Source organism: Streptococcus sp. 2_1_36FAA (assembly GCF_000161955.2).
Classification (GTDB): Bacteria; Bacillota; Bacilli; order Lactobacillales; family Streptococcaceae; genus Streptococcus; species Streptococcus gordonii.
Genome location: NZ_KI391975.1, coordinates 107,198 through 133,710, shown reverse-complemented (window position 1 = coordinate 133,710; position 26,513 = coordinate 107,198). Strand labels below are relative to the sequence as shown.

Sequence of the window (26,513 nt, the reverse complement as noted above, 5' to 3'; positions counted from 1 at the left end):
CGTCTGGAATACTTTTTTCTCTACTAGAATATTAAAAACAAGTCCATTATTTAAACATAAACCAAGACTTTCTACCGTGAGAAAAACGCCTGAAACAAGAATGTTTCAGACGCTTGGAATTTTGAAAGCTGAGAATTAGGGAATAACATAGCCTTGGTCATCTACCATATGAGGATGTTCTGAATTTCCATTCTCCCTCAAGGCTTCCAAATCTTGATCCAAAATGGAATTGTAGTCTGTACTTCCTTCACGTGTTACACGAGTCGATACTTGTCGTAAAAGTTTTTCGTTGAGATTGCGGACCCAGCGACCGTTACTGTGGTCATTGGCACGCAAATAATTTCCTTTCACAATTTCTCCATAGAGAGCTTCATTGACTTGGTAGCCTTGCTTGCGTAATCCCATGAGACCGATCTCTACAATCTCATCTGGATTATAGTCCTCAAAGTCAAAGACATTTGGAATCCGACTTTGCAATCCCGAATTGACTTGCAAGAAGTCATGCATCTCCCTAGTATAACCAGCGAAGATAATGACGATGTCTCGACGGTGATCCTCCATAAATTTGAGTACTTCATCCAAGGCTTCCCTCCCGAAATCATCATTTTGACCAGTGTAGAGCGTGTAGGCTTCATCGATGAAGAGGACTCCACCTAGCGCACTTTCTAAGACTTCACGCGTCTTTAAGGCTGTTTGGCCTTGGTAGCCACCAACCAGATTGCTTCTAGATACTTCAATGAATTTCTTCTGCTTGATGACTCCTTTTTGAAAGAGAATATTCCCCAAAATACGAGCAACAGTCGTCTTCCCTGTACCAGGGTTTCCAAGAAAGAGCGAGTGCAGCGTTGTATCTTCCACAAGACCACCTTGCTCTGCCCGTTTTTGGTTGAACTCAGCCATAGCTACAAACTGTTCGACTTGCTCTTTCACTTTTGCAATTCCAACCAAGCGGTTGAGAGCTACCATACCATCTTCTTCTTTGTCCGCCCCCGCCTGGTACTTGCCTTGATTGAGAACAGCATCAATGTCAATATTAAGGATGGTCTCGATATCATCTGAACCTTGAGCCACCACTCGGTCTGCCATAGTCTTGGTCAATTGCTCATCTAGATTACGAATCCAGCGACCATTGCTCTTATCCAATGATCCATCGTAGGCCCGCTTGACATGACGAGCATAGTAATCGCGGTCTTCGAGCTTATAGTCTCCCTTGTTCAAGATCATTTCACCCAGTTGGACAATTTCATCTCCTGTGAAATCCTCAAAGATGAAGTTATTAGGGACACGCGAACGGAGTCCTGGATTAGTCTTTAAGAACTCCTCCATTTCTTTGGTATAGCCGGCAAAAATAATCATGATCTCATCACGATTGTCCTCCATAAATTTAAGGATGGTATTGATGGCCTCGATCCCAAAGTCGACATCACTGTCTTTTTTATCCAAACTATAAGCTTCATCAATAAAGAGGATCCCACCACGAGCTTTTTCAAGAAGAGCCTGGGTCTGCTCAGCTGTCCCTCCAACATTAGAGGAGATTAAGTCTGACTCAGTCGCTTCGACAAAACGAAATTCCTTACCGGAAAGGACACCTGCCTCAAAGAGAACTTCTCCCAAGAGGCGGGCAACGGTCGTCTTCCCTGTACCAGGATTTCCCATGAAGGCTGCATGTAGCGTTTGCTTTTCAGGAGCCTTGCCATTTGCGATCCGCTTTTTGTTAAATTCTACCATGTTGATCATTTTTTTGATCTCATGTTTGACCTTCTCAAGACCAATCAGGCTATTGAGTTCTTCCAGTGCATCGCGTTTCTTTTCTTGTTCAGAAGCAGTTGCTGTAGTAGTTGGAACAGTTGCATCAGATGCAGTGCCTGAAGAAGGTGTTTGCGGATTAGCTTTAGCCACTTCTCTGCCTACAAGATAATCACAGCCATCCTCAATCTCAGTTATCAGATCACGCGCATCTCCCTGTGTATAAGTAACGGCGTCTGCCTTTACATAGGCAGAACTTTGAAGTCGAATATTTGGATCGGCAATTTTATGGAAGACCATCTGGTCCGCCATCACTACACTATCCGAAAAAGCACCGAATGAAATTCTTTGAGCATTTTCCGCAAGGAAAGTAGTTTCTCCTGTCAAAGCCGCGAACGATAGGTCATAAATGCATAAAAATTCTGTGAAAGTGGCTTGATGAGCTCGAAGCATACTTCCGTACGAATTCAAGGACGTAATGCAATCCGAATCAGAATTGAATTGAACGTTATTATTAAGGCAAACCGCAGTCCCACCAGGCAATTCGATTTTGCAGTTCTCAGATTTCCAGACTACATTATCTAACCAAACTGGTGGATAGTCCATTTCGAGATTCCCACCTTTAACAGTAGAGTTCTTGAGAGTCACTTCAGAGTTAGTCGCACTGATCGTATTAATATCATATTTTTCAAGGTCGACGGTTTCTAAGGTCAACCTAGCTCCATCTGATAGATCGATTCTAGACAAAATCCTTGAATGACTGATTGATAATTCTGAAGCCACAATACCGATTGAAGCATCATGTTTTTCGGGAACCTTCATTTCTATATCAGTTAAGATTAGTTTAGAATGCGTGTCTGCATATAGAAAAAAGTTCTGATTATTTTGAGTGCTAATTTCAAAATAAACCTGCTTACAAGTGACTTCAGATCCACTCCATAACAGAAGGGTAGAATAATTCCCTGTGACTTTAAAACACAGATTTTCAAAGGTCACCTTTGCTCCTGCTACAAATCGGAAAGCCGCTTCAATGGTATTCTTAAAAATTTGGCCATTGCCATTTGGATTAGAAACCACTTGCCCTACAAAATGTAGCTCCTTATCAATTACAATTTCCTGATTGGTCGGCCATTGAAAAGCGTATCCATCTTCAAACTCGATGATGTCCCCATTCTGAGCTTTGTTATAAGCGTCCATAAAATTCCAACTATTGTTGTAAGGACCTACTAAATATTTCGCCACACTCTTCTCCTCTTTTCTTCTGATTACCAATAAAAACTCACTGATTTATCAGCTCATTTACAATACTCTATACACTAAAAATTGTAACACAATCCAGGTTCAATGAAAACATCTAGAAGCGGTTATAAACCTTAAAAACCTCTATTTTCCTTTATTGAAAATAGAGGTTTTGATCTAATCTTTAAAGAGAGACAAGAGAGTTACCATAACTACAGTGGAGCAAACCAATCCGGTCACTTTTATAATCGTATCCGTGTCTAGCTCTAATTGATAACTAAACGATTTTTGAGCTGGTTTATCTTCTGCTACAATACTAAATCTCATTTTTTCTCCTTTCTTACTCCTGATCCAGATACAAGCTTTGCGCTTCTGAGCTATCAGTTAGAAGATTGACAATCAGAAAACTCAAAACTTCTTCTAACAAGTTTGTCTTAAATCCACGTTTCATAGACAACTTAAAATCTTTTTGAATTATTTTAGAAAAACTCATCAAATAAACTCAACTGATTATCCTCAGGCATATTGCCTAGGATGCCCATGTCGTCCATTTTTTCGACTAGGGTGCTAGAGAGACCACCGCGTTTACGGAGCTCTGTCTTGGAGAGGAATTCGCCTTCTTCCCGCGCTCTGACCACTTGGCGGGCAACGTTGTCACCCAGACCGTCCATGGCAGAGAATGGTGGGATAAGGGTATCCCCTTCAATGAGAAACTCAGTTGCATGGCTCTTGTAGAGGTCTAGCTTTCCGAACTTGAAGCCCCGCTCCAGCATTTCATTGACGATTTCCAGGGTCGTATAAAGGTCAATTTCTACATTGGAGGCTTCGTTGTTCTTGCGCTTTTCAGCGATTTCGTTCATACGGCGCTTGACGGCATCAAGACCGCCACTCATGGTCTTGATGTCAAATGCTTTGGCCCGGATAGAGAAATAAGCACAGTAGTAATAAATCGGATGATGCACCTTGAAGTAGGCCACCCGCAGGGCCATCATAACATAGGCTGCCGCATGGGCCTTGGGGAACATGTACTTGATCTTTCCACAGGACTCGATGTACCACTCTGGCACATTGTTTTCCTTCATGGCTGCGATATAGCCATTGCGCTCTTCTTCAGAAATCTTCAGCCAAAGGCCCTTCCGCACGCGCTCCATGATCGTAAAGGCCATCTTAGGATCCAAGCCCTTGTGCATGAGGTAAACCATGATGTCGTCCCGACAACCGATAACGGTTGAAAGGTCAGCAATCCCTTGCTTGATCAAGTCCTGAGCATTGCCCAGCCAAACGTCCGTACCATGAGAGAGGCCAGATAGCTGTAAGAGCTCGGCAAATGTCGTCGGATGGGTCTCATCAACCATGCCCCGTACAAAGTTGGTCCCAAACTCCGGAATTCCCAGCATACCAGTCGGCGTGCCGATCTGCTCCTGAGTCACTCCCAGAATGTCTGTCCCAGAAAAGAGGGCCATGACACCAGGATCATCCATAGGAATATCAGTAGGATCAATGCCAGATAAGTCTTGAAGCTTCCGAATCATGGTCGGATCATCGTGCCCCAGAACGTCTAGCTTGAGGACATTTTCATCGATATCATGGAAGTTAAAGTGGGTAGTCTGCCACTCGGCCGTCACATCGTCGGCTGGATATTGGACCGGTGTAAAGTCATAAACATCCATGTAGTTAGGGATAACAACGATTCCGCCCGGGTGTTGTCCAGTTGTCCGCTTAACTCCAGCCGCTCCCTGCGCCAGACGCTCAACTTCGGCGTCTCGGTAGAACTTCCCGTAGTCGCGCTCGTAGCCCTTTACAAATCCATAAGCTGTCTTAGCTGCAACGGTACCAACGGTACCAGCCCGAAAGGCATACTCCTCACCAAAGATATCCCGCACATCCAAGTGAGCGCTCGGCTGATCTTCTCCCGAGAAGTTCAAATCAATATCGGGTACCTTATCCCCGTCAAATCCAAGGAAGGTCTCAAACGGAATATCTTGCCCATTTTTGCTGAGTTTGTGGCCACACTCTGGACAGTCCTTATCCGGCATATCAAAGCCAGAACCATAGGAGCCGTCCGTGATGAACTCGCTGTATTGGCATTTGCCACAGACATAGTGGGGTGATAGAGGATTAACCTCGGTAATCCCGATCATGGTCGCGACAAAGCTGGATCCAACAGACCCCCGTGAACCTACTAGATAGCCCCGCTCGTTGGAGCGTTGCACCAGCATCTGCGAAGCTAGGTAAATCACGGCAAAGCCATTCCCCAAGATAGAGGTCAACTCTTTTTCAATCCGCAAGTCTACGATATCCGGCAGCGGATTGCCATAAATCTCAAAGGCTTTTTGATAGGTCAGCTCGGCAACCGTCTCCTCGGCCTTATCAATGAAAGGTGTATAGAGGTCGCCCTTGACCACTTCTACTGGCTCAAAGGTTTCCGCCAGCTGATTTGGATTGGTGATGACCAGCTTCTTAGCCAAATCCTCGCCCAGGAAGGCAAATTCGTCCAGCATCTCATTGGTGGTCCGGAAGTGAGCCTTAGGAAGCGGAGCCGGCTGGGCATTTTCACCGTGACCAATGGTTCGGTTAATCATGGCTCCCTGACCCAGACTCCGTACGATAATCTCACGATAGATCTCTTCTTCCGGCTCGATATAGTGGACGTTCCCCGTTGCAAGGACAGGCTTGCCCAAGCGATCTCCGACCTCAATCAGATTGCGAATTATGGTCTGCAGTTCTTCCTGGTCCTTGATCTGCTCCTTGGCAATCAGTGGCTCATAGATGGCTGGTGGCATGACCTCGATAAAGTCATAATACTTGGCCACTTCGACAGCTGCATCCACTCCCTGAGAGACAACGGCATCATAGACTTCACCTTCTGAACAGGCTGAGCCCAGAATCAGGCCTTCACGATGGGCATCCAGCACAGTCCGTGGAATCCGAGGGACACCTTCAAAATACTTGGTATTGGACAGACTGACTAACTTGAAAATGTTCTTGAGCCCCGTCTGATTTTTTACATAAATGGTCGCATGCTTGACCCGAGCCTTCTTGTAGGAATTCTCATCGACCAGATCCGTATTCAAATCCTTGAGATTGGTCACACCATGCTTTTCAGCCACATCCTTGATAAAGATAAAGAGGAGACGGCCCGTCGCTTCCGCATCATAGTTGGCCATGTGGTGGTGCTCCAAAGCAATCTGGAAACGCTTGGTCAAAGGCCCTAGACCATGGCGCTTGTACTCTGGATAGAGGTTGCGGGCAAATTCCAGCGTGTCAATAACTGGCTGGGTAATTTTCGGCAGGCCATGACGCTCATAGTTAACATTCATAAAGCCCACGTCAAAGGTGGCATTATGGGCAACGAGGACGCTGTCCTGGCAAAATTCCTGAAACTCTTTCAGCACCTGCTCCAGTGATTTGGCATTGCGGACATGCTCATCTGTAATCCCTGTCAAGTCCGTCGTAAAGGCCGAAAGAGGATGCCCAGGATTGATAAACTCATCAAACTCTGCGATGATATTGCCCTTATGCATCTTACTGGCAGCGACCTGAATCAAGTCATTGTAGACCGCTGAAAGCCCTGTCGTTTCCACGTCAAAGACTACATAGGTCGCATCACTCAGCGCCATATCCACTTCATTGTAAACGATGGGCACCCGGTCTTCTACAATATTGGCCTCCATACCGTAAATCAGCTGGATACCAGCCTTCTTGGCAGCCTTGTAGCCATGGGGAAAGCTTTGCACATTACCATGGTCAGTAATGGCGACAGCCTTGTGGCCCCACTTGGCAGCCGTTGCAACGATTTCCTCTACCTCAGGCAGAGCATCCATAGTAGACATATTGGTATGGGCGTGAAACTCGACCCGCTTCTGCCCCTCAGGCATCAAGTCCTTACGCTCATAGTGGGTAACTTCCTGCACATCCTGTACATTCATGGTCAGGTCACGAGTGAAGTTGTTCATCTCCACATTTCCCCGCACACGTAGCCAAGCCCCCTTCTTAATCATGTCAAACTTCTTGGCTTCTTCTTCATTTTTCATCCATTTCTGCAAGGAGAAGCTGGAAGTATAGTCTGTCATCTTAAAATTGAGCAAGACCCGGCCGGTCCGAGTAACCTTCTGCTCCAGATCAAAGACCATTCCCTCAAAGACCAGGCGATTTTCCTCAGTCTGAACTTCAATCATAGGGGTAATCTCTGCCTTGTCCAGCTTTGGTTTAGCTGCAGCCTTGCGAGCTTGGAAATCATAGGCTGGTTTTTCCTCCGGCGGTGGCGCCATTTGCTGTAGAGATTCCATGGCTTTGAGAGCTTCTTCATTAGCTTCTTGAACAATCTTGTCATTCTCTGCCTGGAAATTCTCTGCCTGTTGCTGGGTTAACTCATCGCTGTGCTGAACCTGACAGGTCAACTGAGGAAAGCCATACTTGACTAGCTGGCGACTGAGATTTGGTAGGTGATTCTTGCGAAAATGCTCCGTATCAATGGTCGAGGGCCCTTCAATTAGCAACTTGTCCTCATCCAAATGAACCTGCAAATCCTGATAAAGGCTCTTAAATCCATGGCTGGCACATGGACCTTCCTCAAAGGCCAGCTGGTAATAAGCCTGCAAGAGCTCATCCGATATCTGAGGCGCCTGACAGTGAATTTCAAAAATAGCTTGATTGCCTGTCTTCGAAAACTCTTGAGCTAAGCGCTTCTGCAATTCCCTAAAAATCTCAACAGGCAGAATATCCTCAAAAGAAAAATGAAATTCCCAGACCCGACTGACCTTGTGGACCAAAACCTTCTCGATTTCTGCATTCAAAAAGGCCTCTGAATTTCTCATTTCAAGGGGCATATCTAGCTGATTCATTAAAATTTCAAACTTGTTTGACATGACATTTCCTCGTACAGTAGTGACCTTATTTTACCATAAATCAGCACTTTTTTCGACAGAAAAAGGACAGAGCAATGCTCAGCTCCCCATATAATTTTCAAGACTTTTTTCTTGGTCCTAAGTTATGATATAATAGAAAAAACATTTACCTAAAGGAGTCTTAACTGTGAAGAAAATCTTACTAGCTAGCATCTGTCTACTGACCCTAACTGCTTGTAGTACGACCAGTCAGAATAAGCAAGAAAATACACCCAAGCAAAGTCAGAGTCAAAGTAAAACCAAAGAAGAAAAGACAAAGACGAAAACTTTTTCTAAAAAAATCGATGAGCATTATACTAATTCAGTCAAACTTTTCTATACTAAAGACAAGATCCTATCTTTCCAACTCATTTCCAGCCAGGCCATCCCTGAAGAAAGTCAAAAAATGAGTGTTGAAGAATTAAAGAAATCCTATAGTGAAGATCTTAAGAAAAGTTCCATGATTGAAAATCAAGAAAAGCTAAAAGGACTTAAGATTCATCTTAAAATTTCTGAAGACAAGAAAAACGCTATAGCCATTTTTGACTTTGACCTCAGCAAAATAGATCAAGAACAACTGATTCAGTCAGCAAGTGACTCTGAAAGTAGTCAAACTTTCTTCAGGAAACTTCAAGATAAACCAGAAGTTGTCTTTGATTATTTGAAGGGGCAAGGACTCGAAGAAAAATAAAAAAGCTTTCTGATTAATTTTTAAACTTATACCTGTTCATAAATTTTAGTATATTTTCTAATACAAGTTATTAACTTTTGTTTTATTTTGATATAAATTTCAAGGAGTTTTTATGCGCTTAACTAAAAAAACTGTTCTTATTGGTGTCGCTTCTCTTCTTATTTTAGGCTTAGCTGCATGGGGAGTAAATTTATTTCTCGTTAAGCACAACGCTCAGCAAAGTTTTGATAAAAATTTTATTCACTATCAAGCGAAAAGTGACGATCACGAAACTTTTATTACTCAAGGCATCGGAAAAAAAGAAGTCTATAATTTATCCTACTCTCCTTCTAAGAAGACCATTGAAATAACCAAATCGACTAAAAATGGAGATAGCTATTCTGCCGATTCCATTTACGGAGCAGTAAATCTCTATGATATAAAACAAAACGGTAATCGCTACGTCTTCATAACAGCTGCAAAACCAATAATCGTTGACTTCGGAATGACTTCAGTAAGGGTAACTTATGACGGAGGTAATTTTGAAACTCCATACTCTGAGCTACATTTTGGTGAATCTTTCCCTAGTGAAGACAACTAGATAGGAAGTATTCCAGATCGGCAATCTGTATATATGGACTAACCAAACTAATACGTTATGGTTAGTTTTTATTTGCAAAAAAAGCGGTTGAAACCGCCTTTATTTATCTTAATACTGCTTCTGCCAACGCTTTTTGAATGGCAATAAAACTCTTATCACTTCGGAAAGTCAGGGTTTCGGCTGGTTCTTCAGCACTGGATACCCAGATTTTCAACTCAGCGTCAAGGTCAAAGTGGCCAGCCGTTTCCACTGAAAATCGACTGATAGAGCGATAAGGATAAGACTTATAAGCCGTTTTCTTGCCCGTCACCCCTTGCTTATCAACCAAAATCAAGCGCCCATCTGTAAACACAATCAAATCTCGAATAAGACTGAAGGCCAGTTCCACATTTTCAGTTGGTGTTAGAATATTCTCTAGTTCTCTTTCAACTTTATCAATATCTTTTTGAGAAGCGTTGCCCAGCAAACCACTAAATAATCCCATGATTTCGTCCTCCGATTCATTTTTTCTTACTATAGCATTTTCAAGTCTAATAAGCAAAAGAAAACTGCCAGGTAAAACTGGCAGTTTATCTATATTAAAATTAACAAAATTAAAATCATTATAACTTATTTATTATTTAATAATACCGTTCGCAGGCCCCGGATCTATTCCACACGTCATTTTTGAGGTAGAAGAATCTATATTTTTAGTAGACAAAAATAAGAAAAACAACGTCAAAAATAATAGAATTGCTAAAATTACTTTTCTATTTTTCATTTCAATTCCTCCCTTTGGGAATGATGCTCTTAAAATCAAGTTAATTTAACATATAATACTTGTAGATTCATCATTTCATTTTCTTTAAACTAAAATAAATGATTTCTAATAATTGTCCATTATATAATGTTCTATATTTAAAACCATTTGTTGATTGTTATCTAAGTCATATAAAAACTTGGCTGTTTCAAAATACTCTTTTGTTAATTTTTTATTAGAAAGGCTTTCACTAATATTTCCAAGCAAGCAGTATAAATCAGCAAGATGGTACGTTGAACTATATTTTTTACACTGTTCTATCGTCTCAGTAGTTTCCTTAATAGCAGATTCAATATCTTTTTTTAACCATAGATGACGGCAAAAATTATATTTAATTTTTAAAACAAGTTCTAACTCCTCTACTGTAACAATTTGTATACTACTTACCTTAAGTATTAAATCCTTATTAATAACTTCAAACTTTTCTAATTCGTTGACTTCATAATAATAATTCGATAAGGTATTTGCTAATCGGAGGTAATTTATATCTATTTTCTTAAATTGACTTAGCGTTTCTTCTAATTGATCTATAGCTTTATCTTTCTTCTCATAGTAATAAAATTGTATGAGAGAGTGTATCCACTCCATATACATTTTACCGGATAGAGATAATTGATGTTTTTTTGCATTTTCAAGCTCATAAATATATCTTAAAGATTCATAATTTCTATAATGTATGAATTTTTTAGATAAGTTTTTAAAGTCCAACAACTCACTATTTCTACTAGAATTATTTTCTTCATCAAAAAAATAATCCATACTGACTTTCAACCTTTTAGCTAATTCGTGTAACAAATCTGATCCCGGAGTATATTCTCCGTTTTCTAAACGACTAATTTGTCCTTGCTTACATATCCCATCAGCCAGTTCTTTTTGCGATAACTTTAATTCTTTTCTTCTTTGTTTCAAGCGCGAAGCTAACAGCGTACTCATATTTTTCCTCTTGTATTGGTATATATATTATCTATTATTTTAACATGTCCTTTCTATATTTTACAACCTATTGGGCAAGCTCCCAAATCTTGCTATATTTACATTTATCATCTTCTGTATAGTGATGAGCAATTTCAATCACAGTTGCATTTGTATTTAATAAAACGTCTCTAATTTTTGATGCGGTTTTATTATCGAGAGAAGAGGAAAATTCATCCACTAAAATAAGCGAATACTGTCTTAATAATGCTCGCGCAACAATCAATCTCGCTTTCTCGCCACCCGATAATTTTTCACCATTATTTCCAACTTTATATTCTACCCCTTTTCTCAATATCAGATTTTGCAACCCTGATTGTTGGATAGCATTACTTATTTCTTCAGATGAAAACTTTTCACCTAATGTTAAATTGAAAAGCAAAGTATCATCAAAAATAACAAGTTCTTGTGGTATATAACCAACATTAGCATAGATATAAGATTGCTTAACATCTTCTATTTTTTGACTATTAATAAAAATATCACCTGATAATTTATCAATTTCTTTAAATATAGTCTTGTAAATTGTCGTTTTGCCAGCTCCCGATGGTCCGATAATTAATACCTTATCGCCTTTCGCTAGATTATCAGTGAGATTGAAAAGTGGAAATGTATATCCAAAGTTTACATTATTAAATATAATTTCAACATCTTCGATAGAACGACTATTTTCTTCGTCAACTAGCTCCTCAATAGCAGAATCAAACAATATTGCTTCTAACTTTTCTCTTATTGGGACGCTTATACGCATATCATTCCAGTGATTAATTGCGTTTTCAAGCGGACTTAAAACTCTATCACTAGCAAGAAACACAGCAACCAATTCACCAATTGATAAGTACCCTTTGATAGCTAAATAACCGCCTAAACCAAAAGGTAATATTCCAGAAATGACTGCAAAAGAATTAATTATAAAAGTGACCCTATAGGACAATTTGTTTTTTTTATAAGTACTCTTTTCCCTTGTGTTCAGTTTTAAAAGAAAGCGATTAATAAAATACGATGCTCGTCTATAATGCTTCATCACACTAACTGCATGTAAATTTTCATTTATTTCTTTTATTAATGCTTCATTAGCTTTACTCCATTCAACACTACTATTTTTTAATTGCTTTTCAAAAAACTTTGGCAATATTAAAGGAATAACTGAAAATAAAATAAAAATAAGTGAAACTTGCCATGAAATTGTTAAAACATATATTAAGGAAATCATGGAAAACCAAATACAGTAAAGGAAATTTAATAATGCCTCTACATACTGCTTCTCAAGTAAAGGAATATCGTTATAAATTATATTTTCTGTGTCCTCACTTGGCAAATTTTTATGAACAGCATAAGTAAATATCCTGTATTTAGCTAATTGACTAAAGTTACAATTAACTTTTGCAACGTACTTTTTCCACAAAAACAAGCACAATTGCAAAAGTATATACCCCACAATACCATATAAAGTAATATAAAATAAGTTACTAATATCTTTTGATTGAACACTATCAATAATCCCATTAACAATAACTGGAACAACTAAAGTATCCAATCCCGTTAACAAACTGAACAGAATAGCTAATATTACATTTTTTTTATTCAAAATTGACAAAATCTTCATTTACAGTTGTCTCCTTAAAGATTGAAAGTTCCTTATCTAAATAAAATATTTACTCACTTTTACTCCTAATGTTTACATTGTAGCACTGCTCATCTAGTACGTCAATAACAAAATATACCATTTTTTTATTTTTTTAAATAAAATAAAATAACGGTATATTTTTTGTTGTATCTTCATAGTGCCTAACTTCCTTTTTTCCCCTTTACCAAAAAGGAAATTTTCAAAAAGAAAACTGCCAGGTAAAACTGGCAGTTTATCTTATTTCGTTAAAATAGACAAGGTTTCGATCAAGTTATCTGCATGGACCTCAATGGTATCGCCACTTGCTTTAATTTTGACTTCTACAATGCCTTCAGCAGCTTTCTTACCAACGGTTACTCGGATTGGCAGACCAATCAAGTCGCTATCGCTAAACTTAACACCGACCCGCTCATTACGGTCATCGACCAAAACTTCATAGCCAGCTCCAACTAAACTTTCTTCAATCTTGTCTGTCAAAGCCAAGCTTTCTTCATCTTTGACATTGACCGGGATCAAATGAACGTCAAATGGTGCCAATTCTTTAGGGAAGTTAATTCCCCAAGCATAACGATACTCACCTTTAGGAGTTTTATTAACAAAGAGGCGGGCATGCTGTTCCATGACAGCTGAGAGCAGACGACTAACACCGATACCATAGCAACCCATCACAAGGGGAACTGCTCGGCCATTTTCATCTAGAACTGTCGCATTCATACTGTCAGAGTAACGAGTCCCTAGTTTAAAGATGTGCCCAATCTCAATTCCGCGAGCAAACTTCAGAACACCATTACCATCTGGAGAAATTTCTCCTTCGCGAACTTCACGGATATCGACATATTCAGCAGTAAAGTCACGACCAGGATTTACCCCTGTCAAGTGATAGCCATCTTCATTAGCTCCAGCAACAGCGTTGGACAAGTCTTGAACTTTACGGTCAGCGATGATGGTCACTTCTTCTGGCAGATTAACTGGACCAAGAGAGCCAAAGTTTGCTCCGAACAATTCTTGGACTTCTGCTTCTGTTGCTGCTTCAAAGAAGTCAGCCCCTAAGTGGTTTTTCAATTTGACTTCATTGAGCTGGTCGTTTCCTACAAGCAAAGCCACTACAGGCTTTTCATCTGCAATGTATACCAAGGTCTTGATGGTTTGCTCCTCAGAAACTTGTAGGAAGGCTGCAACTTCATCAATAGTCTTACAGTTTGGTGTTTCCACACGAACTAGTTCGGTTTCAGCTACTACACAATTGCTCGGCTTGTATTCATTTGTTGCCATCTCAAGGTTAGCTGCATAGCTTGACTCACTAGAGTAAGCGATAGTATCCTCACCAGAAACCATCCAGTTGCTTAGCTCAGCCTTAATGGCTTCCAAAACACCTGCAGGGATTTCGTCCAAGCTTGCAACGGATTTATCCAATACCAACCAACGATCCAAGTCTGTCCGATCAGGAGTAATCGCCATAAATTCTTGGCTATCCTTTCCTCCCATAGCTCCGCCATCTCCAATGATAGCTTTAAAGTCAATCTCACTACGAGTGAAGATCTTTTCATAGGCAGACTTGTATTCATCATACGTCACATCCAAACTATCATAGTTCGCATGGAAGCTATAAGCATCTTTCATGATGAACTCCCGCGTCCGCAAAAGACCGTTACGAGGACGTTTTTCATCACGATATTTTGGCTGGATTTGATAAAGATTCAGCGGTAATTGTTTGTAAGATTTCACTGAATCACGCACTAAGGCAGTAAAGGTTTCTTCATGGGTTGGTCCCAAAATGAAGTCTGATCCCTCACGGTTCTTTAACTTGAAAAGGTCATCACCATAGGTCTCGTAGCGACCTGATTCACGCCAAAGATCTGCACTTAGCAAAGCTGGCGCCAACATTTCTACTGCACCAATTTTTTCAAATTCTTGGCGCATGATATTTTTAGCTTTTTCAATAACTCGGTTGGCCAATGGCAGGTAAGAATAAACCCCCGCTGACACTTGGCGAACATAGCCCGCCCGCAAAAGCAAGGCATGACTGATAACCTGCGCATCACTTGGCATTTCACGCAAGGTTGGAATTAGCATTTTACTTTGTTTCATAAAAACTCCTTTAATTACATTTGAAGGCAGTGAAGGCCCTTTAGCAATCTACGTTTTATCTTCACTTGCCCTTACTTAAAAGAATGTACGCATAATATCATTCCAGGTAACAGCAATCATCAGCACAACCATAATCGCTACACCTGCTAAGGTTACATAAGTCTCTGTTTCGCGCTTGAGCGGTTTTCTGCGAATTGCTTCAATTATGTTGAGAACAATCTTTCCACCGTCAAGAGCTGGAATCGGAATCAAATTGAAAATACCAATATTGATTGATAGCAGAGCCAATAGACTAATCACCTGATTCAGACCAGCTTGTGCCGCTTGACTGCTGACACGGAAGATAGCAACTGGTCCTCCCAGTTGATTAAGACTAGGATGGAAAATCAAGTTTTTCAAAGCATTTAAAATACGGAAGGCCGCATCCCAAGCCATGGTCAGACCACCTACCATCATGGACATCAGATCCGACTTCATACCTGGCGTGACACCTAATAAGTAACGGTCCCCTTCTTTTTTAGGACTGACTGTTACTTCTTTGGTCTCGTTTCCGCTTTTAACCGTCAAGTTAAGTTTGGGATTCTTTTGACCTTTCGTTTCCTTTTCAACTGCCTGAGTCAAATCATCCCAGTTTGAAATTTCTGTCTGACCAACCTTTAGAATCTGGTCGTTATTTTTCACACCAGCTTGAGCTAAGGCGCCGTTTGGAGCAACCTGTACATGATTTGTGTCCAGATTTTGAACCCCACCTTGCAGAGCAATTAGAATCCAAAAAGCCACGATACCCAAAATAAAGTTATTCATAGGGCCAGCAAAGTTTGTGATTAAACGGCCCCAGATTGTTGCATTTTGGTACTGAACATCCAAAGGCGCAATCCGAACTTCTGTTCCATCTGCTTCAACGATAGTTGCATCGTGATCAACTGAGTAGGTTCTACTTTCTTCAAGAACCAAACCAGTGATTTCTAATTTATCTTCAAAATCAAAACTTGTCACATTCATTGGCAGGGCTGTCTGATCAATTTTCTTGCCAGATAGATTTACTCGAATAACCTTGCCTTCTTCATTCAGAGTCAGACTGACAGGTGTTCCAGTTTTGATTTCAGTTGCATCGTCACTCCAGCCAGCCATGCGCACATAGCCACCTAGAGGAAGAATCCGAATGGTATAGGCTGTTCCATCTTTTCCAATATGAGAAAAGATTTTCGGTCCCATTCCAATGGCAAACTCTCGAACGAGAATGCCTGACTTTTTGGCAAAGTAGAAATGCCCATACTCATGAACCACTACAATAATACCAAAAACAATGATGAAGGTGAGGAGTCCCATAATTCCCATACTTTCCTTACCACACATTCCTTTCTAAATCTTGACTTCTGGAGTCTAAATCAAAGAGGCTGGGAGTGTCTCCCAGTACTCTGTTTTTCATTAAATTTTGTTCCAGGCAGAAGAAGCCGCTTATCTCCAACTCTGCACATCTTAAACAAATTAGAATAAACCTAAAATCCGCATCAGAGGGAAGACAAAGAGCAAACTGTCAAAGCGATCCAAAACACCACCATGGCCAGGTATAAACTTACCAGAATCTTTGACACCATAATGACGTTTAATGGCGCTTTCCACCAAGTCTCCAAACTGTCCAGCTATACTAAAGAAAATCGCATATAAAACCAAAAGCCAGCGATTATGCGGAGCTGCCACACTTCCATCAATCAAAACAAAAACGAAGGTGACTACCATCGCAGACGCGATACCACCGAGGGCACCTGCAACAGTTTTATTGGGTGAAATTGTTGGAGCTAGCTTTTTCATACCAAAACGGCGGCCAAAGAGATAAGCACCACTATCTGTTGCCCAAACAATTAGAAGAGCCAAAAGCACCTTGTTTAGGCCTGCAACTCGAGCATCTAAAAGGGCATTAAAACCTGATCCCACATAGAAACTAACTGCAATCGGATAGACCACATCATCAAAGGTATAATTGCTACCAACGACAATAGAACCCAATAAGCAAAAGACGACCAGAGTATAGGCTATTACATTGCCATCAATTGGCAAAAAGGTAAAATAATACTCAATCGGAACTGCTAAGACAAAGGCAGCCAGCATGGCCAACATACCTTCAAGAGTTGTCGTCGCTAGGCCCTTCATTCGGAGCAATTCATGTACTGCCAACATGGCTAAAATGCCTACAACAATCTGAAAAGCGACTCCTCCTAATACGACCAAAGGAAGGAAAATTGCAAGAGCCACTCCCGCAAAAATCAATCTCGTCTGTAAATCCTTATCCATATATTCTCCTAAACACCACCAAAGCGTCTCTGGCGCTTACTATATTCTTCGATAGCTTCTTTTAAAGATTTTTCATTAAAATCCGGCCACAAGGTCTTTGTAAAGTACAATTCGCTATAGGCACTTTGCCAAGGAAGGAAATTACTGAGACGTAATTCCCCGCTAGTCCTGATGATCAAATCTGGGTCCCGCAAAATGCGAGGCAGGGTACTAGTCTGTAAATAATCCCCAATCATTTCCTCGCTAATATCACCTGGGTTAAACTTGGCATCCAAAACTTCTTGAGCAATATTTCGAATGGCTTGAGTTAATTCTGCCCGTCCGCCATAGTTTAAGGCAAAGTTCAAAATCAAGCCAGTATTGAGCTTGGTCAGCTCTTCTGCTTTAACCAAAGCATCATATGTAGCCTTAGGTAATCTAGCCACATCACCAATCATTTGAATCTTCACATTATTTTTGTGCAATTCTGGCACATAACGCTCATAAAACTCAACAGGCAGGTTCATGATAAACTTGACTTCTTTTTCTGGTCGAGACCAGTTTTCTGTTGAAAAAGCATAGACCGTCAAAACCTGGACGCCCATCTCTTTGGCTGCAATGGTGACATTCTGCAAAGCCTCCATACCCGCCTTGTGTCCAAACACGCGTGGTTGCAGTCTCTTCTTAGCCCAACGGCCATTTCCATCCATAATAATCCCAATATGCTTTGGCACCTGTAGGGGGATGGTTACTTTTTCTTTCTTTTTTAAATGAAACATAGCTTTATCCTAAATTTTAATCATTTTATTATATCATAAATCTAACAAAAGTGTTGTTTTAGCAAGTTTTTTGACACTGAGCGCCCAAAACTAGGCTAAGAAGCTTCGTAAAACTCCTCATTCTAACCTCTTACCCCTTTGAAAGGCCTTACCTTCTTATATTATAGGCTTTCCTCTTTTAATTTTCAAGAAATGTCCCCAAACTACAGACTCTATAAAAAGGTAAAAAAAGAATCCGAGATCCTCAGATTCTTTTTCTTATTCTTCGATAGCAGATTCTTCCACACCAGCAGCCTCAATCGCTACCTTTGCTTCAGGATCAACTTCTGCTTCAGCTTGTGGTAAGACTGTCTTGATCGCTGTTAATTCAAAAGTCAAATAAACGCCATCAACATCCAAAACAACGGTCCGTTTTTCAGTATCCACTTCATCAACAGTTCCATACAAACCGCCAATTGTGATAACCTCATAACCCTTTTGGAGCTTATTCAAGCTTTCCATGCGTTTTTCCGCTTGTTTTTTCTGTGTGCGGTTCATGTAGAAAATCAATCCAGCCATGACCACAAACATGATAATCATTTGGTATCCCATAGTCGTCTCCTTTCGTTTTTCATGTCTTCATTACTATAACAAATTTCTCTTTTTTTTACAAGAGAGGACTGTTCTTTCGACCTGACTACAAAAGGCTTTAAAGACGATTTTAAAAGACTTTTTTAACACCACTAATAGCTGGTCTATCTTTTAAAAGTTCAAGAGAAAGGGACTTACTCGGCCCCCTCCTTTTCCTTAATAACCAAGACACCATCTTCTAAATCAGCTGTCAAATGCTTAGCATCTAGATTATCCAAGTGGAAGTCAGTCACCTTGTCACGGATTTGTTGTTCGATAACTCTACGGAGTGGACGAACACCCATGACTTGGTCATAACCAGCGTCACGTAGGAATTCCTTAGCTGCATCAGATACTGCAAGATCAATTTCTTTTTTGCTCAAGGTTTGATTTACTTCAATCAGCATGAGATTGACAATCTCCATCAAATCTTCTTTCTTGAGATGAGAGAACTCAATAACCGCATTGAAACGATTGAGGAATTCTGGACGGAAGTAAGCTCTGAGGCGGTCCATCAGATCAGGTTTTTCTGCATCTTCTTCTAAGCCAGCTTCGTAGCCAAATCCAGCATTGGAAGTTGCAATGATAACCGTGTTCTTGAAGTTAACTGTATTCCCTTGACCATCTGTCAAACGACCGTCATCCAGAACTTGAAGGAGAAGGGTAATCACTTGTGGATCAGCCTTTTCAATCTCATCCAAGAGAATGATAGAGTATGGATTGCGACGTACCCGCTCTGTCAGAGTATTGTTATTGTCATCATAACCAACATATCCTGCAGTCGTACCAATCAGCTTAGACACAGCAGTCCGATCAGAGTATTCAGACATATCCAGACGAATGATGGCCTCTTTAGTACCGAACATATCCAAAGCTAGTTGCTTAGCAAGCTCCGTCTTACCAACACCTGTCGGACCAACAAAGAGGAAGCTACCAATTGGGCGATTCCCTTCATCAAAGCCTGCACGGTTACGTCGGATAGCTCTAGCCACAGCTTCTACAGCCTTGTCTTGGCCGATTACTTTAGCTTTGAGACGGTCATTCATGCCCTTGAGGCGCTCAATGTCGCTAGCACCCATTTGAGATACTGGTACGCCCGTCATACGTTCAACAGATTCTGCCACGTCGTTGACTGTAGCTGTCACCTTCATATCCTCAGTGTGGTTTTGAATTTTCTTTTCAAGCTCTTCAATGCGAGTCTTAGCATTGAGGGCTGCTTCGAAATCTTCTTTTTCAACAGCGGCTTCCTGCTTGTCTTTTTGCTCAGCGATTTCATGCTCGACCGCATGGACATCAGTCACTGGATGTTGAGCCGCCAAGTGGGCTGCCGTTACATCAACCAGGTCAATCGCCTTATCTGGCAAGCTCCTTTGTGGAATATACTGAACAGAGTAGTCCACAGCAGCCTTCAGCACTTCATCTGGCAGGATGACATTGTGGTGTTTTTCGTACAAGTCACGAATACCTTGGAGAATCTTATAGGTATCTTCTGCAGATGGTGCATTGACTTTAACCTCATTGAAACGACGAGCTAGAGCCGCATTTTTGAGAATAGTGTTACGGTACTCATCCTGAGTAGTAGCCCCGATAACTGTCAACTCACCACGAGAAAGCGCTGGTTTGAGAATATCCGCTAGTCCCTTAGAGCCACTATCTCCACCGGTAGATCCTGCTCCTAGAATTTGATGAATTTCGTCAAAGAATAGGATGATGTTGCCAGCTTCCTTGACTTCATTGACTAAGTTTTGGATATTTTCTTCAAAGCTACCACGATACTGGGTACCAGCTTCCAGACCAGAAATATCAACAGAAATAATTTCCTTGTTCTTGATAGCCGCTGGTACATCACCATTGACGATAGCCTGAGCCAAACCTTCCACTACAGCGGTCTTTCCGACACCTGCATCTCCGACCAGAACTGGATTGTTCTTAGTCCGACGAGAAAGGATTTCAGCTGTTTCTTGGATTTCCTTATTACGCCCAATGACTGGATCTAATTTACCATCACGAGCTTCTTGAGTCAGATTGCGACCCAGCTTAGCCAGGATGCCATCTTGCTTAGGTCCATGACCAGCAGTTTGTAAATCCTGTTCACCCGTTCCTTGACCAGGTAGTTTACCAGTAGCACGATATTGTGCAAATTCCTCTGGCGTCACTTCACGGCCGTTAATTAGGTAACGACGGTTTTCACTATTGTAACCACGCATTCCAGCCATTAATTGATTAAATAAGTCATCCATATTATTAAAATTGTTGTAATTGTTATTCATATTTATACCTCTTCATTTTCAAGAATTGCAAACGATATTTTGTTTTGCATTTTCGTTTACATTTGTAATTGTATCATGACACAAAAGGATTGTCAATAAATTATGCTCAAATTTTTAAAAAAATTTACAAATGTAATCAATCGTGCTTTTACAATTATTTTCTCTCTATAAGATTACATTTTATAAATAAAAATACAAAAAAACAGACGTCCAAATTTGGATATCTGTTTTTCTATATTGTACTTAAATTTTTATGCTTTTACTTCAATAACAGCATCACCTTTGCTTACTGTCCCTTGACCTACTGGAGTTACAGAAGCATAGTCCGCAGTATTCGTCACGATAACCATAGTTGTATCTTCGAGACCAGCTGCAGCAATCTTAGCTGAATCAAATGTTCCTAGAACATCACCTGCTTTGACTTTATCACCTTGTGCTACAGTGTGATTGAAACCTTCACCATTCATTGATACCGTATCAATACCAACGTGAATCAAGATTTCTGCACCATTAGAAGTTTTAAGACCATATGCATGTCCAGTCGCAAAAGCAATCGTAACCTCTGCATCAGCCGGAGCATAGACAACTCCCTCGCTTGGCTTGATTGCCAAACCTTGCCCCATAGCTCCGCTTGAAAATACTGGATCATTAACATCTGCAAGAGGAACAACTTCCCCAGCAACTGGAGCAAGAATTGTTTCGTTTTGGAGAGAATTTTCATTTTCAACTACTTGCTCTTCAACAACCTCTTTTTCTACTGTTTCAACAGCTACCTCAACAGTAGCTTCTGCAGCAAAAACATCTGCTGCCTTTGTCTTACCGTAGAAATAAGTCAAAGCAAAGGCAATCGCAAAAGCAATAACTTCACATAAGAAATAGAACGGAATTGACTTAGCATCAATTGAAAGGAATCCAAGGAAACCAGCTGAACCAAGAGACACCGCAACAACTTGGAAAAGACCTGCAAAGAGAGCTCCTACTGCTGATCCGATAAGGGCACAGAAGAATGGGAATTTATATTTCAAGTTTACACCAAAGAGAGCCGGCTCTGTAATACCCAAGAGGGCAGAGACACCTGCAGATGATGCAAGACCTTTGGTTTTAGCATTCTTAGTTAAGAACAAAATTGCAAATGTAGCTGCACCTTGAGCAACGTTGGCCATAGATGCAACAACAAAGATAAAGTCACCATGTCCACTACCATTTCGCCAAGCAGAAAGCAATTGCGTTTCGATGGCTGGGAAAGATTGGTGAAGTCCAGTCATTACAATTAATGAATAAGTTCCACCAAAGATACTCATGCCAATAAAGCTTGTTGTGTTGTAGAGCCAAACAATTGCATCTGTAATACCATTAGATACCAATAGCATTACTGGACCTACGACTGTAAATGTCAGGAACCCAGTAATCATAACAGATAGCAATGGAGTGAAGGTGAAATCTACAGCGGACGGTAACTTCTTGTGGAAGAATTTTTCAAGGTAAGATAGAATCCACACAGCAGCTAGAACTGGAATAACCTGGTAAATATAGCTTGTTTGCTTAACGTGCATTCCAAAAATATCCCAAAATTCCGTATAGGCACCAATGGTGGATGCTTTACCAATAAGATCTTTTGCCGTCAAACCAATGATATTTGCTGCACCAGGCGCAACCATAATCATACCAATAGATGCACCTAGGAACTGGTTAGCACCAAAGCGTTTTGCTGCTGAAATACCTACCAGAATTGGTAAAAACCAAAATGGGGCTGCAGACATGAGCTGAATCATATCAGAAAGGCCCTTAATAGCTGGATACATTTGGACCAGCGATTGAGATCCAAACAATCCCTTAGAGGTAAGGAAATTACCTAAAGCCATCAAAAGACCGCCTGCAACTAAGGCTGGAATAATTGGTACAAAAATATCGGACAAGAGTTTAATCAAAGCCATAATAGGATTAAACTTCTTCCCACTAGCAGCAATCTGCTTCAAATCATCAGTTGAAACTTCTTTAAGACCAGTTTCTTTTATAATCTCAGCGTAAACAAAGTTTACATCACCAGGACCAATGATAACCTGATATTGACCATCTGTTTTAAAAGTCCCTTTAACATCAGCATTATCATCCAATGCTTTTTGATTAATAATACTGTCATCTTTCAACACAAGGCGCAATCTAGTTGCACAATGTGCTGCTGCCACAAGATTATCTTTTCCAACAGCATCAATAACCTGTTTTGCAACTTTTGAATAATCCATTTGCAAAAATCTCCTTATTAAATTTGTTAAACTTTTTTGAAAGCGATTTAATCACCTTTACGAATATTATTTTACCATGATCCAAAAATATGTCAAGCGTTTTGCAGAAATTTTATTTTTTATATGTTTAAAGTTGATTTTTAGGCGGAAAACGTTTACTATAGTAGTAAGAAAAAACACATGACGGAGGAATGAAGTTTGGCTTGGACGACTGAAAAACGCTACAGACGCTACGAAGACTGGACTCAAGATGAAGTACAGCAGATTAAAGAAAATATTGCAAAATCCCCTTGGAGGGCCAGCTACCATGTGGAACCTCAGACTGGACTACTCAATGATCCCAACGGTTTTTCCTATTTTGATGGCAAATGGGTCGTTTTCTACCAAAACTTTCCTTTCGGAGCAGCTCACGGTCTCAAATGCTGGGTTCAGCTGGAGAGCGATGACTTAGTTCACTTTACTGAAACCGGGCTCCGTGTACTGCCAGACACCGCACTAGACAGCCACGGCGCTTACTCTGGCTCTGCCATGCAGTTTGACGACAAGCTCTTTCTCTTCTACACCGGAAATGTTCGTGATGAGAATTGGGTACGTCACCCCTATCAGATTGGCGCCTTGTTAGATAAATCAGGCAAGCTGGAAAAAATTAATAAGGTCTTGATTGAGCAACCTGCTGAAGCCACTGACCACTTCCGCGATCCTCAGATTTTCAACTACAAAGGGCAGTTCTATGCCATTGTCGGAGGACAAAATCTAGACAAGCAAGGCTATGTCAAGCTTTACAAGGCTGTTGATAACGACTATACCAACTGGGAAGTCGTCGGCGATTTAGACTTCGCCAATGACAAAACGGCCTATATGATGGAGTGTCCAAACCTTGTCTTCATCAATGACCAGCCAGTCCTACTCTATTGCCCTCAAGGCTTGTCTAAAGACGTACTGGACTATGGCAACATTTATCCAAACATGTATAAAATAGGTCAATCGTTTGACATAAATAACGCTGCTTTGATTAATCCTAGCCCTATTCAAAATCTGGACTTTGGTTTCGACTGCTATGCCACCCAAGCCTTCAATGCACCTGACGGTCGTGCACTCGCTGTCAGCTGGCTGGGCTTGCCTGATGTGGAGTACCCTTCTGACCGATTCGACCATCAAGGTGTTTTCTCTCTCGTCAAGGAATTAACTCTGAAAGACGGCAAGCTCTACCAATACCCAGTGCCTGCTATCAAGGATTTACAAGCAGCATCTCAGCCTTTCACTTCTCTGTCAGAAAGCAAGAACAGCTACGAACTAGAACTGAATCTCGCTGCGGATACCGAACACGAAATCGTTCTCTTTGCAGACAAGGATGGAAAGGGGTTACGCATCAATTTTGACCTCAAAGCAGGTCTAGTAACGGTTGATCGTAGTCAGGCGGGTAAGTCATTTGCTCTAGACTTTCGAACCAGCCGAAGCTGTAATATTGACAAAGAAGCAACAAATGCTAGTATATTTATAGATAAATCGATTTTTGAAATTTTCATCAATGAAGGAGAGAAAGTATTTTCCGGCCGTGTCTTCCCGAAAGAAGACCAGACAGGCATTGCTATTACCAAGGGCAATCCAACCGGTACTTACTATGAATTAGATTATGGTCGCAAAGCTAACTGATGTAGCAAAACTTGCAGGAGTCAGCCCCACAACTGTTTCTCGCGTCATCAACAGAAAAGGCTATTTATCCGACAAAACGATTTCTAAGGTTGAGGCAGCCATGCGAGAGTTGGCCTACAAGCCTAACAATCTAGCGCGTAGCCTCCAAGGAAAATCAGCTAAGCTAATCGGGCTTATTTTCCCTAATATCAGCAATGTTTTTTATGCAGAATTGATTGACAAGCTAGAGCACGAGCTCTTTAAACAGGGCTATAAAACCATCATCTGCAATAGTGAGCATGACTCAGACAAGGAGCGTGAATACCTTGAGATGTTAGAAGCCAACCAGGTGGATGGTATCATCTCTGGTAGCCACAATTTGGGCATCGAGGACTACAATCGCGTGACTGCGCCAATTATTGCCTTCGACCGTAATCTTTCGCCGGATATTCCTGTCGTCTCTTCAGACAACTACGGAGGCGGAGTGCTGGCGGCTCAGACCTTGGTCAAGGCTGGTGCTCAAAATATCATCATGATTACTGGCAATGACAATTCCAACTCACCAACAGGCCTGCGCCATGCTGGCTTTGCTTCCGTCCTACCTGATGCACCTATTATCAATGTTTCCAGTGATTTTTCTCCCGTCCGAAAGGAAATGGAAATCAAGCAAATCCTTAATCAAATTAAACCCGATGCTATTTTTACTTCAGATGATTTGACAGCTATCTTAATCATGAAAGTCGCTCAGGAACTAGATATCCAGATTCCCGAAGATTTGAAAATCATCGGCTACGATGGCACCTACTTTGTGGAGAACTACTACCCACAGCTGGCAACTATCAAGCAACCACTGAAAGATATTGCTCATCTATCTGTAGACCTACTCCTCAAAAAGATTGCTGGTCAAGAAGTTCAAACAACAGGCTATTTCCTGCCGGTCAGTCTCTTGCCAGGAAAAAGTATCTGATTTTTACTAAAAAGACAACCTCAAAAATGAAGGTTGTCTTTTTTATGTCTAATCTTTCAAAAAACTCTCAGACTATTTATCAAAGCTTTCTAAGGCTTTTTCACGTTCTTCAACTTGACCCTTAGCGTCTAATTTTTCGCCCTTGTAAACTGTGGATTCCCATGATCCATACATTGGGTTAGGGAAGATGATGAATTTTTCACCAAATTCTTTTTGAAGTTCGTCCAATTTTTTGTCACGCTCTTCAGAAGATTTTTTGGAGAAGTCTGCAAAGTCAACTAAATTATCCCCAAATAGCATAACTAAATTTGTCGTTTCTTGAACCTTTTGGCGACGTCCTTCTTTTGACTTGACGCCTTCTTCCAAGAACATCAAATGGTCACGTCCCTGAACAGGAATGCCTTCTTTTTCGAGGTTCTTAATGGTTGCATCTACCTGACTAGCCGCACGGTCAGAAACATAGTAAATTTGTACACCATTTTCATTGGCAAATTGGAGGAATTCCTTTGCTCCTGGAACGGCTTTAGCCTCCGCCTTTTGGACCCAAACATCCCAATTTTCAGGTGTAAATGCTGTGCCATCTTTTACATTTTTCACTTGGTAAGGGCTGTTATCCAGTACAGTCTCATCCAAGTCTAAGACGATGGAATAAGGTTTTTCTGTCGGTGTTTTTAATAATTCTTTCAGACGATTCGTTGCAACGTTATAGCCTTGTAAATACAAAGCCTTGGTTTCAGCCGCCTTTTGATACCAAAGAGTAGACATGGTATTTTCTCTCGAACGAAGCTGTTCATAGGTCATCGAAATCTTATTATCCGATGTACTGCTCTCTGTTGTCTTATTTTCTGTTGGTTTCGGAGCACAGCTCGTCAGAATAATAACTGATGCCAATGCAGAAAAAATGGTTACGGTAGCTTTCGTTGCTTTCATAAAAAAACATCCTCCTAATATTAATCTAATAAAATTATAACGTTTTCATAATGATTGTCAAGAAAGACTCCTAGCTTAGCATCTAATAATTTGCTATTTTTTGAAGGACTAGCTTCACGTAAGGGTTTTGATCTTTTGTATTACTTCACCACTAGCTCCATCTGCATTCTTTTTAGATTCCTTA

18 protein-coding genes are annotated in these 26,513 nt (G+C 40.8%); 4 read left to right on the top strand and 14 right to left on the bottom strand.

All coding sequences use genetic code 11. The annotated features are described in order from the left end of the window. Positions 1–135 precede the first annotated feature (135 nt). The 3 genes from HMPREF0847_RS05950 to HMPREF0847_RS05945 form a co-directional block, all read right to left on the bottom strand. Positions 136–2,988: an AAA family ATPase gene (locus HMPREF0847_RS05950; protein ID WP_020992712.1), complete on the bottom strand. Its 2,853-nt coding sequence runs from the start codon at positions 2,986–2,988 to the stop codon at positions 136–138. A gap of 174 nt (positions 2,989–3,162) precedes the next feature. After that, positions 3,163–3,312, bottom strand: a complete 150-nt coding sequence (locus HMPREF0847_RS11365; RefSeq protein ID WP_008809826.1) for a hypothetical protein — start codon at positions 3,310–3,312, stop codon at positions 3,163–3,165. A gap of 152 nt (positions 3,313–3,464) precedes the next feature. Beyond that, the gene (locus HMPREF0847_RS05945; protein ID WP_008809828.1) at positions 3,465–7,853 is read right to left on the bottom strand and encodes a PolC-type DNA polymerase III; all 4,389 of its coding nucleotides are present in this window, start codon (positions 7,851–7,853) and stop codon (positions 3,465–3,467) included. Between the two features lie 166 nt (positions 7,854–8,019). Between HMPREF0847_RS05945 and HMPREF0847_RS05940 the strand changes: the two genes are divergently transcribed. After that, entirely contained in the window at positions 8,020–8,562 is a 543-nt protein-coding gene (locus HMPREF0847_RS05940; protein ID WP_008809829.1) for a hypothetical protein, read from the top strand. 112 nt (positions 8,563–8,674) lie between these two features. Beyond that, positions 8,675–9,142 (top strand): hypothetical protein, encoded by a 468-nt coding sequence (locus tag HMPREF0847_RS05935; protein ID WP_008809830.1) that lies wholly within the window; start codon positions 8,675–8,677, stop codon positions 9,140–9,142. 103 nt (positions 9,143–9,245) lie between these two features. Here the strand turns inward: HMPREF0847_RS05935 and HMPREF0847_RS05930 are convergent, their stop codons facing one another. The 10 genes from HMPREF0847_RS05930 to HMPREF0847_RS05885 form a co-directional block, all read right to left on the bottom strand. Then, a complete protein-coding gene (locus tag HMPREF0847_RS05930; protein ID WP_008809831.1) occupies positions 9,246–9,626 on the bottom strand; it encodes a PH domain-containing protein in 381 nt (126 codons plus the stop codon). A 381-nt stretch (positions 9,627–10,007) separates the two neighbouring features. Beyond that, positions 10,008–10,874 (bottom strand): helix-turn-helix domain-containing protein, encoded by an 867-nt coding sequence (locus tag HMPREF0847_RS05925; protein ID WP_008809832.1) that lies wholly within the window; start codon positions 10,872–10,874, stop codon positions 10,008–10,010. Positions 10,875–10,941: 67 nt separating this feature from the next. Continuing rightward, positions 10,942–12,519 carry an ATP-binding cassette domain-containing protein gene (locus tag HMPREF0847_RS05920; RefSeq protein ID WP_008809833.1) on the bottom strand — a complete coding sequence of 526 codons (1,578 nt, stop codon included), beginning with the start codon at positions 12,517–12,519 and terminating at the stop codon, positions 10,942–10,944. A gap of 258 nt (positions 12,520–12,777) precedes the next feature. Further along, positions 12,778–14,628: a proline--tRNA ligase gene (locus HMPREF0847_RS05915; protein ID WP_008809834.1), complete on the bottom strand. Its 1,851-nt coding sequence runs from the start codon at positions 14,626–14,628 to the stop codon at positions 12,778–12,780. A 75-nt stretch (positions 14,629–14,703) separates the two neighbouring features. Further along, on the bottom strand, positions 14,704–15,960 hold the full coding sequence (rseP, locus tag HMPREF0847_RS05910) for an RIP metalloprotease RseP (protein ID WP_187364089.1): 1,257 nt from the start codon (positions 15,958–15,960) through the stop codon (positions 14,704–14,706). Positions 15,961–16,116: 156 nt separating this feature from the next. Beyond that, positions 16,117–16,920: a phosphatidate cytidylyltransferase gene (locus HMPREF0847_RS05905; RefSeq protein ID WP_008809836.1), complete on the bottom strand. Its 804-nt coding sequence runs from the start codon at positions 16,918–16,920 to the stop codon at positions 16,117–16,119. An 8-nt stretch (positions 16,921–16,928) separates the two neighbouring features. Next, positions 16,929–17,678, bottom strand: a complete 750-nt coding sequence (locus HMPREF0847_RS05900; protein ID WP_008809837.1) for an isoprenyl transferase — start codon at positions 17,676–17,678, stop codon at positions 16,929–16,931. 258 nt (positions 17,679–17,936) lie between these two features. Further along, a complete protein-coding gene (gene yajC / locus HMPREF0847_RS05895) occupies positions 17,937–18,269 on the bottom strand; it encodes a preprotein translocase subunit YajC (RefSeq protein WP_012130881.1) in 333 nt (110 codons plus the stop codon). A gap of 173 nt (positions 18,270–18,442) precedes the next feature. After that, entirely contained in the window at positions 18,443–20,557 is a 2,115-nt protein-coding gene (locus tag HMPREF0847_RS05890) for an ATP-dependent Clp protease ATP-binding subunit (protein ID WP_008809839.1), read from the bottom strand. Between the two features lie 251 nt (positions 20,558–20,808). Then, entirely contained in the window at positions 20,809–22,800 is a 1,992-nt protein-coding gene (locus HMPREF0847_RS05885) for a sucrose-specific PTS transporter subunit IIBC (RefSeq protein ID WP_008809840.1), read from the bottom strand. A gap of 198 nt (positions 22,801–22,998) precedes the next feature. Here HMPREF0847_RS05885 and HMPREF0847_RS05880 point away from each other — a divergent pair, with 198 nt between their 5' ends. Continuing rightward, positions 22,999–24,453: a sucrose-6-phosphate hydrolase gene (locus HMPREF0847_RS05880; protein WP_008809841.1), complete on the top strand. Its 1,455-nt coding sequence runs from the start codon at positions 22,999–23,001 to the stop codon at positions 24,451–24,453. Next, on the top strand, positions 24,434–25,399 hold the full coding sequence (locus HMPREF0847_RS05875; RefSeq protein WP_008809842.1) for a LacI family DNA-binding transcriptional regulator: 966 nt from the start codon (positions 24,434–24,436) through the stop codon (positions 25,397–25,399). Before HMPREF0847_RS05880 ends, HMPREF0847_RS05875 begins: the two co-directional genes overlap by 20 nt. A gap of 72 nt (positions 25,400–25,471) precedes the next feature. Here the strand turns inward: HMPREF0847_RS05875 and HMPREF0847_RS05870 are convergent, their stop codons facing one another. Then, a complete protein-coding gene (locus HMPREF0847_RS05870; RefSeq protein ID WP_008809843.1) occupies positions 25,472–26,329 on the bottom strand; it encodes a 5'-nucleotidase, lipoprotein e(P4) family in 858 nt (285 codons plus the stop codon). Positions 26,330–26,513: the final 184 nt, after the last annotated feature.